Genomic DNA, 16,282 nt, shown 5'->3' with positions numbered 1-16,282 from the left:
GAGGAGAAAATCATGCTTGCCCCTGCATCATTTCTCGTAGCAATCGCCCTTGCCGCGCCCGCTTTGGCCGAGGAGATCGCCTGCGAAGGCGCCTTTGGCATCGACAGTTCCGAAGCCCGCCTCATCGCGCTTTACGGCGCCGAAAATGTCGTCACCGGCATCGTGCCGGGGCCGGAAGGCACCGAAATGCTGGCCACATCCGTCTTCCCGGACGATCCGGAAGCCACGCTGCAATTCACCTGGTGGGACGAGGATAGCCTGACCGGTCCCAGTTATATCGAGCTGCCCGCCACCAGGACCGCTCCCGGCGGCGTCCGCATCGGCCTGTCGCTGGCCGAGGTCGAGGCCCTCAACGGCGAGGCGTTCACGCTGCTCGGCTTCGGCTGGGACTATGGCGGCTCCGCCGGCTTTGAAACCGGCGCACTGTCCGACCTGCCGGGCGGCTGCCGTCTCAACCTGCTCTTCGACCCCGGCCCGCCCCCCGCCGGCGTCGATACCATGCCCGTCATGGGCGACAAGGAACTGTCCTCCGACGATCCGCTTCTGGCGCAGATGCCGGTAGCGGTCTACGCCATGTCCATCGGCTATCCCCACCCCGATTTCCGCGATTGACCCCGACCCCTCCACAGGGGTAACTCTGGACCCGTGTTGGTTCCCGAAGGCCGCTGTGCCGGAAGGATCAAAAGGGAACACGGTGCGACGTACCCATCAGGGCGCAAAACCGTGGCTGCCCCCGCAACTGTAAGCGGTGCGAACCCTCTCATGCCACTGGCGCAAGCCGGGAAGGCGAGGGCTCTGTCTTCACCGCGAGCCAGGAGACCTGCCGACACCCTTGGGATCAGTCCCACTGAACAGCCGGGTGAAGAGCCCATTCTATTCCGTGCACGGAGGGTGCCACATGAATACGACGACCGCCTCGACTGGTCTCCAGTCTCTCTCGATTTCCCAGCGCATCATTGCCGGTTCGCTGGCGCTTCTGCTTGGTCTGACCCTTCTGGTCGGCACCGGCTTTGCCGGCGATTTCCGCCTGCATAACGGCGCCCACGACACCCGCCACGCCATGGGCTTCCCCTGCCACTGAGGCAGGTTTCGAGAAAGACAAAAAATGATCCGCAATCTGTTTGCCGCTGCGCTTCTCGCAGCCCTTTGTGCTGGCCTCATCACGGCCGCCATCCAGCATTTCCGCGTCACCCCGCTGATTCTCCATGCCGAAACCTTCGAGGGTGAGGGCGGCCACAGCCACGGCGCCGAAGCCGTCGCTGCCGATCACGACCACGCCGCCGGCACGCCCGAGCATGAGCATGATGCCGTCGCCGCCACCGAAGCCGAGCCCGAAGAATGGGCTCCGGCAGATGGCTTCGAGCGCACCGCCTATACAACCCTCGCCACCGTCCTCGCCGCTGCCGGCTTCGCGCTGGTCATCGGCGCCGTCTCGATGTTTGCTGGCCTGCCCATCACCTTCGCCAATGGTTTCCTCTGGGGCATTGCCGGCTTCGTCACCTTCTCGCTGGCCCCGGCCTATGGCCTCGCCCCCGAACTGCCCGGCATGCCCGCCGCCGATCTCTTCGCCCGCCAGGTCTGGTGGGTCGGCACGGCGCTGGCCACCGGCGCCGCCTGCCTGCTGCTGGCCAGGACCCGCGCCGGCTGGGCCTTTGCCGTTGCCATCGCTTTGGTCGCCATCCCCCACATCATCGGCGCGCCCGCCGCCCCCGATAAGCCGAGCGCCGTCCCCGCTCACCTCGCCACCGAATTCGCGGCGATCACCTTGGGCACCTCGCTGGTCTTCTGGCTCATCCTCGGCACCATCTTCGGCAAGCTCAACGATGTCTTTGCCGGCAGAAGCGCCACCATTCCTGCAGGAGCCACCGCATGAGCAAGATCCCGACCACCGTCATCACCGGCTTCCTCGGCGCCGGCAAGACCACCCTCGTGCGCCATCTGCTGGCGCACGCCCCCAAGGGCAAGCGCATCGCCCTGATCATCAACGAATTCGGTGATCTCGGCGTCGACAAGGACATTCTCGCCGGCTGCGGCGACGAGACCTGCCGCGAAGAGGACATGGTCGAACTCTCCAACGGCTGCATCTGCTGCACCGTGGCCGACGAGTTCATCCCCACCATGCAGGCTCTCCTCGCGCGCCCGGAAAAGTTCGATCACATCGTCATCGAAACCTCGGGTCTCGCTCTGCCCCAACCGCTGATCCGGGCCTTCAATTGGCCCGAGATCAAGGCCCAGGTCACCATTGACGGCGTCGTCACCGTCGCCGACGCCTCGGCCCTGGCCGAGGGCCGGTTCGCGTCCGACGAAGCCGCCGTCGATGCCCAGCGCCGCCAGGACGAAATGCTCGACCACGAAACGCCCTTGGGCGAACTCTTCGAGGACCAGCTTTCGGTGGCCGATCTCGTCGTCGTCAACAAGGCCGACCTCGTCGATGAAGCGACCCTCGACAAGGTCGAAGCCAATCTCCGCGCCGAAATGCGCCCCGGCGTCGGCCTCATCCGCGCCCGTAACGGCCATGTCGATATCGCGGCCCTGCTCGGCATGGGCATGGGCAGCGAAGACGATATCGCCAACCGCCCCAGCCACCACGAGCTTGAGCATGGCGACCAGACCCATGAGCACGACGATTTCGACAGCTTCTCGATCCGCATCCCCTCGGTGAACAGCAAGGACGACCTCCTCGCCGTGATCGAACAGACCATCCGCGACCACGACGTCCTCCGCCTCAAGGGCTTCGCCGCCGTGCCCGGCGCCGCCGCCCGCCTGGCCATCCAGGCCGTCGGCCCGCGCGTCACCGCCTATTTCGACCGTCCCTGGAAGGATGGAGAAATCCGCGACACGGCGTTGGTCGTCATCGGCGAACAACCGCTCGACCGTGCGGCGATCACCCGGAGCCTGCAGAAGGCAGCGGCGCTCGCCGCCTGACACATGCACCTCCTCTCCGCCCAGGCCGGCGCCATCCAGCAGGAAGGCGAAGCCATCGATCTCAACCAGCGCCCCGGGGCGCTGGTCTTTGCCAGTTCGGCCGATAGCGAACTGGCCATGCTGGCCGGCGCCGCCGACCGGGCAGGGGAGGATGAACTCCGCCTCGCCAATACACTGCGCCTCTCCAACAATCTCTCGGTCGATCTCTGGCTGGAAAAGACGGTGGCGCATGCACGCCTCGTCACCCTGCGCCTCATCGGCGGCGCCGCCTATTTCCAATACGGCGTCGACGAACTCACCGCCCTCTGCGCCAACCGCAAAATCCCGCTCGTCCTGCTCCCCGGCGACGCCAATCCCGACCCGATCCTGCAATCCCGCTCCACCATCCACCCCGATGACTGGACGAGACTCCACAGCCTCTTCACCGCAGGCGGCCCCGACAACGCCGACACGATCCTGGAGGCGTTTCACGCGCTCGCAACCCCCTCATCCGGCCCTTCGGGCCACCTTCTCCCACGAGGGGAGAAGGGTGATCCGGTATCTTTGGCGGAATCCAGCCCACCCACCGGCTCCCCTTCTCCCCTCGTGGGAGAAGGTGCCCGAAGGGCGGATGAGGGGGTCTTGTCTTCGCCTGTGCCAACCCCCTTCGCCCGCTTCGGCCTCTGGCACCCAGCCACCGGGATGACCGACGAACCCGGCCTGCGCGCGCTCCACGCCGCGATGCCGCCCACGCACCAGCCGGATTCCTCCGCCTGTCAGGGGGAGGCTAGGAGGGGGGTACCCCACAAAGACTCCGCCCTACATCCCCATCCTCTTCTACCGCGCCGCCCTCGAAGGCGCCGGCACCGCCACCATCGCCGCCCTCATAACCGAACTCGAAGCGCAGGGTCTCGCCCCCGGTCCCGCTCCTCGTCTCCTCCCTCAAGGAAGCCCCCTGCGCCCGCTTCGTGCAGAACGCGCTCGCTGCCTTTCCGCCATCAGCCATCTTCAACCTCACCGGCTTCGCCCTCGGCCTCGACAGAATCGACGCTAAGGCCAATCCCTTCGCGACCAGTGACGCTCCCGTCATCCAGCTCATCCAGTCCGGCCGCTCCGAAACCCAATGGCTGGCCGACAGCCAGGGCCTGTCCCCCAAGGACATGGCGATGTTCCTCGTCATGCCCGAAGTCGACGGGCGCCTCGGCGGCCTCATCGTCGGCCACAAGGCCGACGCCGTCTGGCACGAAGCCTGCCAGGTCCCCCTCACCGCCTACACCCCCGACCATTCGGGCATAACCCGCGCCGTGGCGTTGGCCAGAAACTGGTCCCGCCTCCGCACCACCTCCCGCGCCGACCGCAAACTCGCCATCGTCCTGGCCAACTACCCCATCCGCGACGGCCGCCTCGCCAACGGCGTCGGCTACGACGCCCCGGAATCCACGATACGGATGCTGCAGGAACTGGAAAAGGCGGGCTACACGCTGAGCCAATCCCCCTCCCCCTTGAGGGGAGGGGTTAGGGGTGGGGGTGTCGAACTCTCCGGTGCCCAGAAAAACTGGGGCATCGGCCACGACAACACCCGCTTCTCACGTCCCGCGAAAAATATTGAGCGAGCACGAACGTTTCGTTCGAATCCTCCCCAACCAGAGCGCGTGCTTTGGGCGATGCTGCGGGAATCGTTTGCCCAGCACCACTTTCGCCGTCAGGTGCCGATCGACCGGTATTTCGCGGATTTTGCCTCCCATAGCGCTAAGCTGGTCATCGAACTGGACGGCGATACACATGGAACGCCTGCGGCTCAGCGGCATGACGCTGCGCGCGATCGGTTTCTCATGTCAGCAGGTTATCGTGTTTTGCGCATTGGCAATCACGAAGCCATGCACAATCCTGATGGCGTATGGACCGTAATCTCAGCGCACTTGAATGGCTCCGACACCCCCACCCCTAACCCCTCCCCTCAAGGGGGAGGGGAACCGGCGATCGCGCTCCCTTCGCCTCCCTCCCCCTTGAGGGGAGGAATTGAGGGTAGGGGTGTCGAGCGAGCCGCATTCCCAATGACCTCGGTCGAACTGATCCACGCCCTCCAATCCGGCCCCACCAACGCCAATCCCCAGCGCGGCTCATCCCCCGCCACGCTTCCGCTCGCCCGTTATCGCGAACTCTTCGCCACCCTGCCCGAAAAAATCCGCACCGAAGTCACCGCCCGCTGGGGCGATCCAGCCACCGATCCATTCGTGCGTACAGAGGCAGGCCCAGACCCCCTGATTACAAATCAGGTGTTCCACCTCCCCGCGCTCGTCTTCGGCAATATCGCCATCCTGCTCCAGCCCGCCCGCGGCTATCAGCTCGACGAGACCGCGTCCTATCACGATCCGGCCCTCGTCCCGCCCCACGCCTATCTCGCCGCCTATCTCTGGTTGCGCCACGATTTTGGTGCTCATGCCCTGATGCACAACGGCAAGCATGGCACGCTCGAATGGCTCCCCGGCAAGGCCACGGCGCTGGACGAGGCCAGCTATCCCGACGCCCTCTGGGGCCAACTCCCGCATCTCTATCCCTTCATCGTCAACGACCCCGGTGAGGGCACACAGGCCAAGCGCCGTACGGGCGCGGTCATCATCGACCATCTCGTGCCGCCGCTCACCCGCGCCGAAACCTATGGCCCCCTCAGGGAACTCGAAGCCCTGCTCGACGAATACTATGCCGCCTCCGGCATGGACCGCCGCCGCCTCACCGACCTCAAGCGCCGCATCCTCGATTTCGTCAGCGACACCAGGCTGGACCGCGATATCGGTCTGCCCGAGGACGAAACCCAGGCCCTGATCAAGATCGACAACTTCCTCTGCGACCTCAAGGAAGCCCAGATCCGCGGCGGCCTCCACATCTTCGGCCAATCGCCAACAGGCACCCTCGAACGCGACCTCACCGTCGCCCTGGCCCGCGTCCCGCGCGGCGACGGGGCAGGGGACAATTCCCTCATCCGCGCCCTGGCCGATGACCTCAAGCTGGTCTTCGATCCGCTGACCGCAAAGCTCGGGACGCCGTGGAGCGGCCCAACCCCCACAGTCCCGCCGAACCATCAGTCGTCTCCCTCCCCTCGATGGGGAGGGATCAAGGGTGGGGTGGGGCCACGCACTCTGGGCGACGTGGTTGAGTACTTGGAAAATCTCGCCGCCGCCCTCGTCGACGGCACCCTCGAACTCCCCCCGACTGGACCGCCACCGCGGCTGTGCTGGAAACGGTGCAGTCCATCATCCGCCCCCGCCTCGCCGCCTCCGGACCCGCCGAAATCTCGGCCCTCCTCGCCGGCCTCGATGGCAGGTTCATCGCTCCCGGCCCCTCCGGCGCCCCCTCGCGCGGACGCCTCGACGTGCTCCCCACCGGCCGCAATTTCTACTCCATCGACAACCGCGCCGTGCCCACGCCATCGGCCTGGGAGCTCGGCAAGAAGTCCGCCGAAAGCCTCGTCCTCCGCCACCTGCAGGATCATGGCCATCATCTTCGTTCGGTCGCCCTCTCCGTCTGGGGCACGGCCAATATGCGCACCGGCGGCGACGACATCGCCCAGGCCCTGGCCCTGATCGGCGCCCGCCCCACCTGGGACCCGGGCTCCCTCCGCGTCTCCGGCTATGAGATCATTCCGCTGGCAAAACTCGGCCGCCCCCGCGTCGACGTCACCCTGCGCATATCCGGTTTCTTCCGCGACGCCTTCCCGGCCCAGATCGCCCTGTTCGACCGTGCCATCCGCGCCATCGGCGCCCTCGATGAGCCCACCGAGGACAACCCCATCGCCGCCGCCATGCGCGCAGACGCCCTTGGCCTCATCGCGTCAGGCCAGGACGAAGCCGCCGCTGGCCACCGCATCTTCGGCTCCAAGCCCGGCACCTATGGCGCCGGCCTCAATGTCATGCTGGATTCCGGCGCCTGGTCCACCAAGGCCGACCTCGCCAATCGCGCCCTCGATTGGGGCCAATATGCCTATGGCGCAAAGCACGCCGGCACCCCCGAGCGCGACCGCTTCGCTGCGCGCCTCAGCGATATCGACGCTGTCATCCACAATCAGGACAATCGCGAGCACGACCTGCTCGACAGCGACAATTACTACCAGTTCGAAGGCGGCCTCGCCGCCGCCGCCGAGAGCCTCACCGGCCACAAGCTCGCCGCCTATCACAACGACCATTCCCGCCCCGAACGCCCGCTGATCCGCACGCTGGACGAGGAAATCTCCCATGTCATGCGCTCCCGCGTGGTCAATCCGAAATGGATCGCCGGCATGCAGCGCCACGGCTATCGCGGCGCCTTCGAGATCATCGCCACCGTCGATTTCATGTTCGCCTTCGCCGCCACGACAGGCGCTGTGAAGACCCATCATTTCGACCTGGCCTTCGAAGCCTTCGTCGAGGACGATGCCGTCCGCGACTGGCTCAAATCCGCCAATGCCCACGGCTATGCCGAACTGATCGCCAAATTCAACGATGCTATCAGGCGGGGTCTCTGGGTGCCGCGCTCCAATTCCGCCTTCGCCTATCTTGAGGACACGCCATGACCGACAAGCCCGCCAAGAAGACCGACCTGATGACCGAGGCGGAGCGCGACGCCTATCACGCCGAAAAGATGCGGAAGAAGCGCGAGGCGCGGAACAAGATTCTCGCCACCAAGACCCAGGAAAAGGGCCTGCTGATCGTCCATACCGGCAAGGGCAAGGGCAAATCCACCGCCGCCTTCGGCATGGTGTTCCGGGCGCTCGGCCATGGCTTCAAAGTCGGCGTGGTGCAATTCGTCAAGGGCGTCTGGGAAACCGGCGAGCGCGACGTGCTCGACAAATTCCCCGAGCTGGTCACCATCAACGCCATGGGCGAAGGCTTCACCTGGGACGTGGCCGACCGCCAGCGCGACCTCGCCGCCGCCCGCAAGGCCTGGGACCAGGCCAAGGCGCTGATCTCGGACCCCAGCTACAAGCTGGTCCTGCTCGACGAGCTCAACATCGTCCTGCGCTACGACTATCTCCCGCTCGAGGAGGTGGTCGAGTTCCTCAAGGCCAAGCCCGCCGACAAGCATGTCATCGTCACCGGCCGCAACGCCAAGGACGAAATCATCGACATCGCCGACCTCGTCACCGAAATGACCGAAATCAAGCACCACTTCCGTGCCGGCGTGAAAGCCCAGAAGGGCATCGAGTTCTAAATCAGCCACCATGCCCCAGTAGCCCTCATGGTGAGGCGCGAGCCCTTGCGAGCCTCGAACCACCCTCATCCTGAGCTTGTCGAAGGAGGGCGTGGCATCGATGCTACCCCACCCACGATGTCACCCCGGCCTTGAGCCGGGGCCCATCCTGAGATTTTTCAACGCTCTGCGATGGCAGAACTATCTCAGGATGGATCCCCGCCTTCGCGGGGATGACACCGAGTTTGCGGAATCGCTCAGCGCCGCCCTCAGCAATTCCCCCGCAGCGACTGCACCAGCCGCTCCACCACCGGGTCCATCTTCGACGCATCCGTCACCGAATATTCCATGCGGAAGGCCGCATAACTCGTCCCGTCGCATAGCAGCACCATGCGCTGGTAGAGAATCCGAAATCCCTTGATCGCCGACCAGCTCGCCCAGCGCGGCGTCGTGGCCTGATAGGTGGTGTTCCACGCCTCCGACTCGCTCCATGCCATGCGCTGACTCACTTCTTCTTCGAAGCTGTCCGTCAGGTTGCCGCCCCACACCGTCAGAAAGGTCGGATTGCCCCCGGCCGCGAAACTCGCGCCGTCGCCATTGTCACTGAAATTCTGGTTGCCGAAGCCGGGCGGAATATCCACGCCATAGCCGAACCGGCCATTTTCATAGCGGTCCCAGCCTTGCGCGAAAGCGGGGGCGGCGATCAGGGCGAACAGGGCAATGAGCAAAATACGCATGCCCCAAGCCTGCCTGCGTCGCGGACTAGGTGCAAGTCACATTGACCATACCCCCTCCTGGCATCCCCCTGATAGGGGGAGGAATCCGGCTGGTGCTTGGGCAATATCGTGCAACAAACCCCAATCTGTTCCTCCCCCTATCAGGGGGAGGCTAGGAGGGGGGTACTCCGATCTCGGGATAATCCTAGACCACCACGATTCCCGCATGTTTGGCCTTCTCCTCCGGCTCCACATGGATGGTGACCTGCACATCCTCCACCGCCTCGCGCAGCTTGGCCTCGATGGCGTCGCAGATCGCATGCGCCGCATCCACGCTCATCGCCCCCGGCACCACGAGGTGAAAATCGATGAAGGTCATCTTCCCCGCCTGCCGTGTGCGGATATCATGCGCCTCGATGGCGCCATCGGCATTGGTGGCGATCACCTCGCGGATGGTTTTCTGCGTATCGACCGGCACGGCCACATCCATCAGTCCGCCCACGCTCTGCCAGATCACGCCCCAGCCCGACCACAATATATTGAGCGCCACCAGCCCCGCCAGCACGGCGTCGAGCGCGGCCCAGCCGGTCAGGAACACCAGCCCCAGCCCCACCAGCACGCCGATGGTCGAAACCACGTCGGTCAGCAGGTGCTTGCCATCGGCCTCCAGCGCCGGCGAACGCACCGCCCGGCCATGCCGGATCAGCACGAAGGCCCAGATCACGTTGATGACGGTTGCCACGCCGCTGACCATCAGCCCCTGAACCGGCGCCTCCGGCAGTTCCGGCGTCAGGAAGCCCAGCACCGCCTCGCGGAAGATCAGGATGGCCGCCACGATGATCATCACGCCCACGATCACCGCCGAGAAATATTCCGCCTTGTGATAGCCATAGGGCAGGGCGGCATCGGCCGGCTTCTGCGCCAGCCGCACCGCGATCAGCGCCACGATGGCCGTCACCACATTGACGATCGATTCCAGCGCATCGGAATAAAGCGCGATCGACCCGGTAATGTACCAGGCGAGGAATTTCAGCCCGAGCACGATCAGCCCGACCAAAAGGCTCGCTCCGGCAATGGCCAGCGTTCTGTTTGCGGTAATGCTCAAGGTGGTGTTCCGGTTTGGCTGTTCCCAGCCCATAGACCCAAGCCCGCAACGCGGCAAGTCCTTGAATTTGCAAATCATTTTCAGAAGCATTCTGATCTGGCCATGCTTTGCCGCAAGCCATTGATTGACCACGCGCTTCCCCCCGCCTAGAACCAGTCCGCGCAGAGTTCCCGCGATGGAACTGAAACAGAATTCGGTGCGGTCTACCCATCAGGGGACCAATTCCGAACTGCATGAGGCGAGAGATGACGCAAATATCGGGACGCATCGTCGCCGGAATCGGCTTTGCCAGCGCCGCCACGGCGCAGGAACTGATCGACCTGATCGAGGCCAGCCTGGCTGAAGCCGGCCTTGCCGCCACCCATCTAGCCGCTATAGCCACCCACAAGCGCAAGCTGGGCACCGCAATCCCGCTGCATGTCGCCGCCCATTTCGGCGTGCCCCTGCGCCTGCTCGATGATGGGGACCTGGCGATGCTCGGTCTTGCCGAAGGGGCCGCCGCCGCCGCCGGCCCGCTGCGTCTGCGCAAGCGCAAATCGCGCTATGCCACCTGCGCCCTGGCCGATTGCGGCCCCGGCTTTTCCGTTGCCGCCTTCGGTCAGCCGCCGATATCCAGCGCCGCGATGGCCTCGTCCAGGCTCGACACTTCATTGGCCGGGCCATAGACCGGCCGCGCGATCATGATCACCTTGACCCCCAGTTTCTGCGCCGCTTCCAGCTTGGCCGCGGTCTGTCCGCCGCCCGAATTCTTGGTGACCAGATGAGTAATGCCTTCACGCTGCATCAGCGCCATTTCGTCGCTCAGCGAATAGGGCGGCCGCGTCTGCAGCAGGCTGGCATGGCGCGGCAGGTCCATGTCCGGCACCTCGATGGTCCGCACCACGAACTGGCAATCGTCCCGCTCGAGAAAATGGCTGAGCCCCGCATGGCCCGTGGTCAGCAACACATCGGCATTGGGAGGCAAAGCCGCCGCCGCCTCGGCCACGGTCTCCACCGTCACCCAGTCGGCGCCGATCTGCTGCTCCCATTCCGGCCGCATATAGCGCACCAGCTTCACGCCGGCCTGCTGCGCCGCCGCCACCGCATTGATGGAAATCAGCCCCGCATAGGGGTGCGTCGCATCCACCAGCCGCTCGATGCCCGCGATCTTGAGATAGGCCGCCAGCCCCGGAATCCCGCCGAACTTGCCCATCCGCATCCTGCCCAGGGGAAGCTTGGGGTCCTGCGTGCGCCCCGCCAGCGAGGTCGTCACGTCATGCCCCATTGCCACCAGCCGATTGGCCAGCTCCCGCGCCTCGCCCGTACCGCCCAGGATCAGGATTTTCATGTGTATCCTCCTGCCGCTCAATGTGCCCATTCGAGCCCGAAGTCTCAAGCACACGCTGAGCCGAAAAACCCTTCCCCCTTGAGGGGAGGGGTTGGGGTGGGGGTGTCGTGGCTCCAGCAAACGTTCAACTACCAGCTCCTGCCCACCCTCCCCCTTGAGGGGAGGGGTAGCGTCGCTAGGCCCGAAGGGCCTTAGCAGAGCTGGGGAGGGGGTAATCCTGTGGTGCGTTGAAGGCGGTCCAGTCCGCCGGAGTTATCGCTGATGTCCGGCCATTTCGCCGCCCTCGATCACGCCGATTTCCCCCCGCTGGAACCCGGCACGGTCTGGCTCGTCGGCGCCGGCCCCGGCGGCCCTGGCCTCGTCTCGCTGCTCGCCTATCACGCCCTCGGCCAGGCCGACGTCATCGTGCATGACGCGCTGGTCTCGCCCGATCTCCTCGCCATGGCGCCAAAACACACACAACGTGTGTTTGCCGGCAAGCGCGGTGGCAAGCCCTCGCCCAAGCAGGCCGACATCACCCTGCAACTGATCGACCTCGCCCGGTCAGGCAAGCGCGTCCTCCGCCTCAAGGGCGGCGATCCCTTCATGTTCGGCCGCGGCGGCGAAGAAGCCGGCGCCCTGGCCCGGGCAGGCGTGCCCTTCCGCATCGTCCCCGGCATTTCCGCCGGCCTCGGGGGCCTGGCCTATGCCGGCATCCCGGTCACCCATCGCGATACCAATCACGCCGTGATTTTCCTCACCGGCCACGACGAAACCGGCGCCGTGCCGCAGGGCGTCGATTGGGCCGCCGTCGCCAATGCCGCCCCCGTCATCGTCATGTTCATGGCGGTCAAGCATCTCGGTTCCATCGCCCAAAAGCTCCTCGCCGCCGGCCGCCCCGCCACTGACCGCCTCGCCGTGGTCTCCCACGCCGCCACTCCGGCCCAGTCCGTCATCGAAACCACCCTGGTCCAGGCCCACACCCTCACCGAAGTACCCACCCCCGCCATCGTCGTCATCGGCCCCGTCAGCGCCTATCGCCAGTCGCTGGACTGGTATGTCGATGAAGCCAGGAGGCATGTCTTTGGCTAGCGGCCTCGTCATATCCGCTCCGCGCTCCGGCTCGGGCAAGACCACCATCACCCTCGGTCTGCTCGCCGCCCTGCGCCGGCAGGGGCTCGCCGTCGCCCCCGCCAAGACCGGCCCCGACTATATCGACCCCGCCTTCCTCGCCCGCGCTGCCCTGCGTGAGGCGGTCAATCTCGACCCCTGGTCGATGTCCGCAGCCCGTCTCAAATCCCTCGCCGCCACCCAGTCCACCGGCGCCGATCTCCTGCTGGTCGAAGGCGTCATGGGCCTGTTCGATGGCGCCGCCGACCATACCGGCTCCACCGCCGACCTGGCCGAACTGCTTGAACTCCCCGTCATTCTCGTCGTCGATGCCACCAGCCAGAGCCAGTCCGTCGCCCCCCTCGTGGCCGGCTTCGCCCACTGGCGCCCCGGCGTCCGCGTCGCCGGCACCATTCTCAATCGCGTCGCCTCCATGAAGCATGAGCGCATGCTGCTCGACGCCCTCACTGCCACAGGCATTCCCTGCCTCGGCGCCATCCCCCGCGACGCCGCCCTCGCCATCCCCGAGCGCCATCTCGGCCTCGTCCTGCCGGCCGAAGTCGCCGCTTTCGATACCTTCCTCGATGCCGCCGCCGAAGCCGTCGCCTCCTATATCGATCTCCCCCGCCTCACCGCCCTCGCCATCCCCGTCGCGCCGCCGGATACCGCCCCCACGCCGCTGCCACCCCTCGGCCAGCATATCGCCATCGCCCGCGACGACGCCTTCGCCTTCTTCTACCCGCATATCCTCGACGGCTGGCGCAGCCTGGGCGCCGAGCTCAGCTTCTTCTCGCCCCTCGCCGATGAAGCCCCATCAGCCACCGCCGATGCCATCTACCTCCCCGGCGGCTATCCCGAACTCCACGCCGCCACCCTGGCGAATGCGACGAACTTCAAGTCCGGCCTCACCACCGCCCGAGACCGCAACGCGCTGCTCTACGGCGAATGCGGTGGCTTCATGGTCCTCGGCGAGGTCCTTGTCGACAAGGCAGGGCAGGGCCACCCCATGACTGGCCTGCTCCCCGTCACCACCCGCATCGACCGTCCCAAGCGCATCCTCGGTTATCGCCGCCTCACCCAGTCCGGCGCCTTGCCCTGGCCCGGCCAGCTCAACGGCCACGAATTCCACTATTCCTCGGCCAGACAGTCCCGCCTGCCACCCCTCTTCGCCGCCACCGACGCCACCGGCACCCCGCTCCCCCCATGGGCGCCGCCATCAACCGCGTCATGGGCTCTTACGCCCATGTCGTCGATGCGGCATAGAAAGTGAGACCTCATGGTGAGCTTGTCGAACCACGAGGTCGGGTAACACGGAGCTAGCCTTTTGCCAGCTAAATCCCTGATGTTCATGGGCACCGGCTCCGATGTCGGCAAATCCCTCCTCGTCGCCGGCCTCTGCCGCGCCCTGGCCAATCGTGGCCTCCGCGTCGCGCCCTTCAAGCCGCAGAACATGAGCAACAATGCTGCCGTCACATCCGATGGCGGCGAAATCGGCCGTGCCCAGGCCCTCCAGGCCCGCGCCGCCCGCCGTGAGCTGATCACCGCAATGAACCCGGTTCTCCTCAAGCCAGAGCAGGAAACCGGCTCCCAGGTCGTGGTCCGCGGCCAGCGCCGCGCCTCCATGTCTGCCCGCACCTACTGGCAGGAACGCGGCAAGCTCATGCCCGAAGTCCTCGCCGCCTTTCACGAACTGGCCGCCACCGCCGATATCGTCCTTGTCGAAGGCGCCGGCAGCGCCTCCGAGGTCAATCTGCGCGCCAATGATCTCGCCAATTTCGGCTTCGCCCAGGCCGCCAATGTCCCTGTCGTGCTGGTCGGCGACATCCATCGCGGCGGCGTTATCGCCTCTCTCGTCGGCACTTTCGCCACCATCGACCCCGCCGACGCCGCCCGCATCCGCGCCACAATGGTCAACAAGTTCCAGGGCGACCCGGCCCTCTTCGCCGACGGCATCCGCTTCCTTGAAACCCGCACTGGCACCCCCTGTTTCGGCCCCGTCCCCTGGTTCGCCGACGCGGCCAAGCTCCCCGCCGAAGACGTCCTCGCCCTCGAATCATACACCGCTGACAGGGCAGGGGCCTTCACCATCGCCGTGCCCCGTCTGCCGCGCATCGCCAATTTCGACGATCTCGATCCCCTACGCGCCGAACCAGGCGTCAGCCTCGTCCTGGTCGAGCCCGGCCAGCCGCTCCCCCGCAATGCCGACCTGATCATCCTGCCCGGATCCAAGGCCACGCGCAGCGACCTCGCCGCCCTCCGCCACAACGGCTGGGATATCGACATATCCGCCCATCACCGCGCCGGCACCCGCATCCTCGGCATCTGCGGCGGCTACCAGATGCTCGGCCGCACCATCGCCGACCCCGACGGCATAGAGGGCGCCCCCGGCACCAGCCCCGGTCTGGGCCTGCTCGACGTCGAAACCGTCCTCACCCCGACCAAACAGCTCCGCGTCGAACACGCCACCCATGCCGCCTCAGGCACGGCCATATCCGGCTATCACATGCATATGGGCACCACATCGGGCCCCGACACAGCCCGCCCCTTCGCCCAAGTCGACGCCACGCCCGAAGGCGCCACCAGCCCCGATGGCCGCGTCACCGGCACCTATCTGCACGGCCTCTTCGCCGCCGATCCCTTCCGCCGAGCCGTCCTCGGCAACGCCGCCAGCCCCGACCTCGCCTACGAAGCCAGCATCGAACAAACCCTTGACGATCTCGCCGCGCACCTCGAAAACCACCTCGATATCGACGCCCTGCTGGCGCTGGCTGAGTAGTCGAACCCGCCACGCGCTGGGTTTGCGGAGGCGCCGGCACCCAGGGAAGCGCCAGATCGATCTTCAAGGGTCATATCAAATGTCTCCGCAGACACGGAACAGGCTTCCCTCCCCCTTGTGGGGAGGGATTGAGGGTGGGGGTGGTTTGGCCTCGATATGAGGTTCCCGCTTTCGCGGGAATGACACTGTGGTTTAGGAAAGCAAAAACAGGTTCGAACCATGCACGCCTTCATTGCCCCTCTCGCGCTGCTGCTGGAACGCTGGCTCGGCTACCCGCAGCGCCTCACCGACGCCATCGGCCATCCCGTCATCTGGATCGGCCGGTTCATCACCTTCATGGAAAAGGGCATCGACAAGCGCCAGCGCACCCCGCGCCAGCGCCGCGATGCCGGCATTTTCACCCTCGCCGTGCTGCTGCTGGTCACCCTTGTCATCACCCTGCTGGTGCAGCAGACCCTGCGCAACCTTCCCTTCGGCTGGGTGCTCGAAATCCTCGTCGCCACCCCCTTCCTCGCGCAAAAGGAACTCGGCCGCGCCGTCGAAGCCGTCGCTACCACGCTCCGCACCTCGCTCGATGCCGGCCGCGAATCCGTCAGCCACATTGTCGGCCGCGATCCTCAGGCGCTCGATGAAGCCGGCGTCGCCCGCGCCGCCATCGAAACCCTGGCCGAAAGCACCTCCGATGGCGTCGTCGCCCCCTGGTTCTGGCTGGTCATTTTCGGCCTGCCAGGTATCGCGCTCTACAAGGCCATCAACACCGCCGATTCCATGATCGGCCACATGAACACCCGCTACCGCGATTACGGCTGGGCCGCCGCCAAGCTCGACGATCTGGTGAACTGGCTCCCCGCCCGCCTCACCGCCGTGCTCATCACTGCCGCCTGCTTCATCACCCCCCATGCCAGCCCCGGCGCCGCCTGGGCCACCGCCATCAGAGATGCGCGCAAGCACGAATCCCCCAATGCCGGCTGGCCCGAAGCCGCCTTTGCCGGCGCTCTCGGCTTCAAGCTGGGCGGCCCCCGCTTCTATGATGGCGAACTGGTCGATCTCCCCAGCTTCGGCACCGGCAAGGCCGACCTCGTCGCCAGCGACATCCTGCGCGCTTTGGTGCTCTATCGCAGCACCCTCAACATGCTTCTCGGCTTCAGCATAGTCATAGCCCTGCTGATCTTCGCCGCTGGATGAACTTCGGCCGATTGCCA

General features: G+C 65.9%; 12 protein-coding genes, 3 pseudogenes and 1 riboswitch. Of the genes and pseudogenes, 12 read left to right on the top strand and 3 right to left on the bottom strand.

Features of this window, described 5'->3' with window-relative positions; genetic code table 11:
* Positions 1–12 precede the first annotated feature (12 nt).
* The 7 genes and pseudogenes from NVV79_RS00560 to cobO all read left to right on the top strand — a co-directional run bounded on the left by NVV79_RS00560 (position 13) and on the right by cobO (position 8,088).
* Positions 13–612 (top strand): hypothetical protein, encoded by a 600-nt coding sequence (locus NVV79_RS00560; protein ID WP_303985203.1) that lies wholly within the window; start codon positions 13–15, stop codon positions 610–612.
* 20 nt (positions 613–632) lie between these two features.
* Positions 633–843, top strand: a riboswitch (cobalamin riboswitch).
* A gap of 55 nt (positions 844–898) precedes the next feature.
* Positions 899–1,081: a CbtB domain-containing protein gene (locus tag NVV79_RS00555; RefSeq protein WP_303985202.1), complete on the top strand. Its 183-nt coding sequence runs from the start codon at positions 899–901 to the stop codon at positions 1,079–1,081.
* A 24-nt stretch (positions 1,082–1,105) separates the two neighbouring features.
* The gene (locus tag NVV79_RS00550) at positions 1,106–1,873 is read left to right on the top strand and encodes a CbtA family protein (RefSeq protein WP_303985200.1); all 768 of its coding nucleotides are present in this window, start codon (positions 1,106–1,108) and stop codon (positions 1,871–1,873) included.
* Positions 1,870–2,925 (top strand): cobalamin biosynthesis protein CobW, encoded by a 1,056-nt coding sequence (gene cobW / locus NVV79_RS00545; RefSeq protein ID WP_303985198.1) that lies wholly within the window; start codon positions 1,870–1,872, stop codon positions 2,923–2,925. Before NVV79_RS00550 ends, cobW begins: the two co-directional genes overlap by 4 nt.
* A gap of 908 nt (positions 2,926–3,833) precedes the next feature.
* A pseudogene (locus NVV79_RS00540) lies at positions 3,834–4,814 on the top strand (cobaltochelatase subunit CobN); the annotation flags it as partial.
* A gap of 159 nt (positions 4,815–4,973) precedes the next feature.
* Positions 4,974–7,450 (top strand): annotated as a pseudogene (gene cobN, locus NVV79_RS00535) (cobaltochelatase subunit CobN); the annotation flags it as partial.
* Positions 7,447–8,088 (top strand): cob(I)yrinic acid a,c-diamide adenosyltransferase, encoded by a 642-nt coding sequence (gene cobO / locus NVV79_RS00530; protein WP_303985196.1) that lies wholly within the window; start codon positions 7,447–7,449, stop codon positions 8,086–8,088. The pseudogene cobN and the gene cobO, both read left to right, overlap by 4 nt.
* A gap of 248 nt (positions 8,089–8,336) precedes the next feature.
* Here cobO and NVV79_RS00525 read toward each other — a convergent pair whose 3' ends face one another.
* Both NVV79_RS00525 and NVV79_RS00520 read right to left on the bottom strand, forming a co-directional pair.
* Positions 8,337–8,804, bottom strand: coding sequence for a hypothetical protein (locus tag NVV79_RS00525; protein ID WP_303985194.1), 468 nt, complete (start codon positions 8,802–8,804; stop codon positions 8,337–8,339).
* Between the two features lie 184 nt (positions 8,805–8,988).
* Positions 8,989–9,888: a cation diffusion facilitator family transporter gene (locus NVV79_RS00520; protein ID WP_303985192.1), complete on the bottom strand. Its 900-nt coding sequence runs from the start codon at positions 9,886–9,888 to the stop codon at positions 8,989–8,991.
* A 245-nt stretch (positions 9,889–10,133) separates the two neighbouring features.
* On the opposite strand from NVV79_RS00520, the gene NVV79_RS00515 reads away from it, so the two are divergent.
* Entirely contained in the window at positions 10,134–10,553 is a 420-nt protein-coding gene (locus tag NVV79_RS00515) for a cobalamin biosynthesis protein (RefSeq protein ID WP_303985190.1), read from the top strand.
* Here the strand turns inward: NVV79_RS00515 and NVV79_RS00510 are convergent.
* A complete protein-coding gene (locus NVV79_RS00510) occupies positions 10,487–11,215 on the bottom strand; it encodes a cobalt-precorrin-6A reductase (RefSeq protein WP_303985188.1) in 729 nt (242 codons plus the stop codon). The two genes, NVV79_RS00515 and NVV79_RS00510, sit on opposite strands and share 67 nt — an antisense overlap.
* 261 nt (positions 11,216–11,476) lie before the next feature.
* Here NVV79_RS00510 and cobA point away from each other — a divergent pair, with 261 nt between their 5' ends.
* The 4 genes and pseudogenes from cobA to cbiB all read left to right on the top strand — a co-directional run bounded on the left by cobA (position 11,477) and on the right by cbiB (position 16,265).
* Complete coding sequence (gene cobA / locus NVV79_RS00505) at positions 11,477–12,286, top strand: uroporphyrinogen-III C-methyltransferase (protein ID WP_303985186.1); 810 nt, start codon at positions 11,477–11,479, stop codon at positions 12,284–12,286.
* Positions 12,273–13,567, top strand: a pseudogene (locus tag NVV79_RS00500) (cobyrinate a,c-diamide synthase). Before cobA ends, NVV79_RS00500 begins: the two are co-directional and overlap by 14 nt.
* A gap of 79 nt (positions 13,568–13,646) precedes the next feature.
* Positions 13,647–15,080 (top strand): cobyric acid synthase, encoded by a 1,434-nt coding sequence (locus tag NVV79_RS00495; protein ID WP_303985297.1) that lies wholly within the window; start codon positions 13,647–13,649, stop codon positions 15,078–15,080.
* 219 nt (positions 15,081–15,299) lie between these two features.
* The gene (gene cbiB / locus NVV79_RS00490; protein ID WP_303985184.1) at positions 15,300–16,265 is read left to right on the top strand and encodes an adenosylcobinamide-phosphate synthase CbiB; all 966 of its coding nucleotides are present in this window, start codon (positions 15,300–15,302) and stop codon (positions 16,263–16,265) included.
* The last annotated feature ends 17 nt before the right edge of the window (positions 16,266–16,282 follow it).

Source organism: Devosia ginsengisoli (assembly GCF_024707105.1).
GTDB classification, from domain to species: domain Bacteria; phylum Pseudomonadota; class Alphaproteobacteria; order Rhizobiales; family Devosiaceae; genus Devosia; species Devosia ginsengisoli_A.
This window is presented reverse-complemented; position numbering and strand designations above follow the sequence as displayed.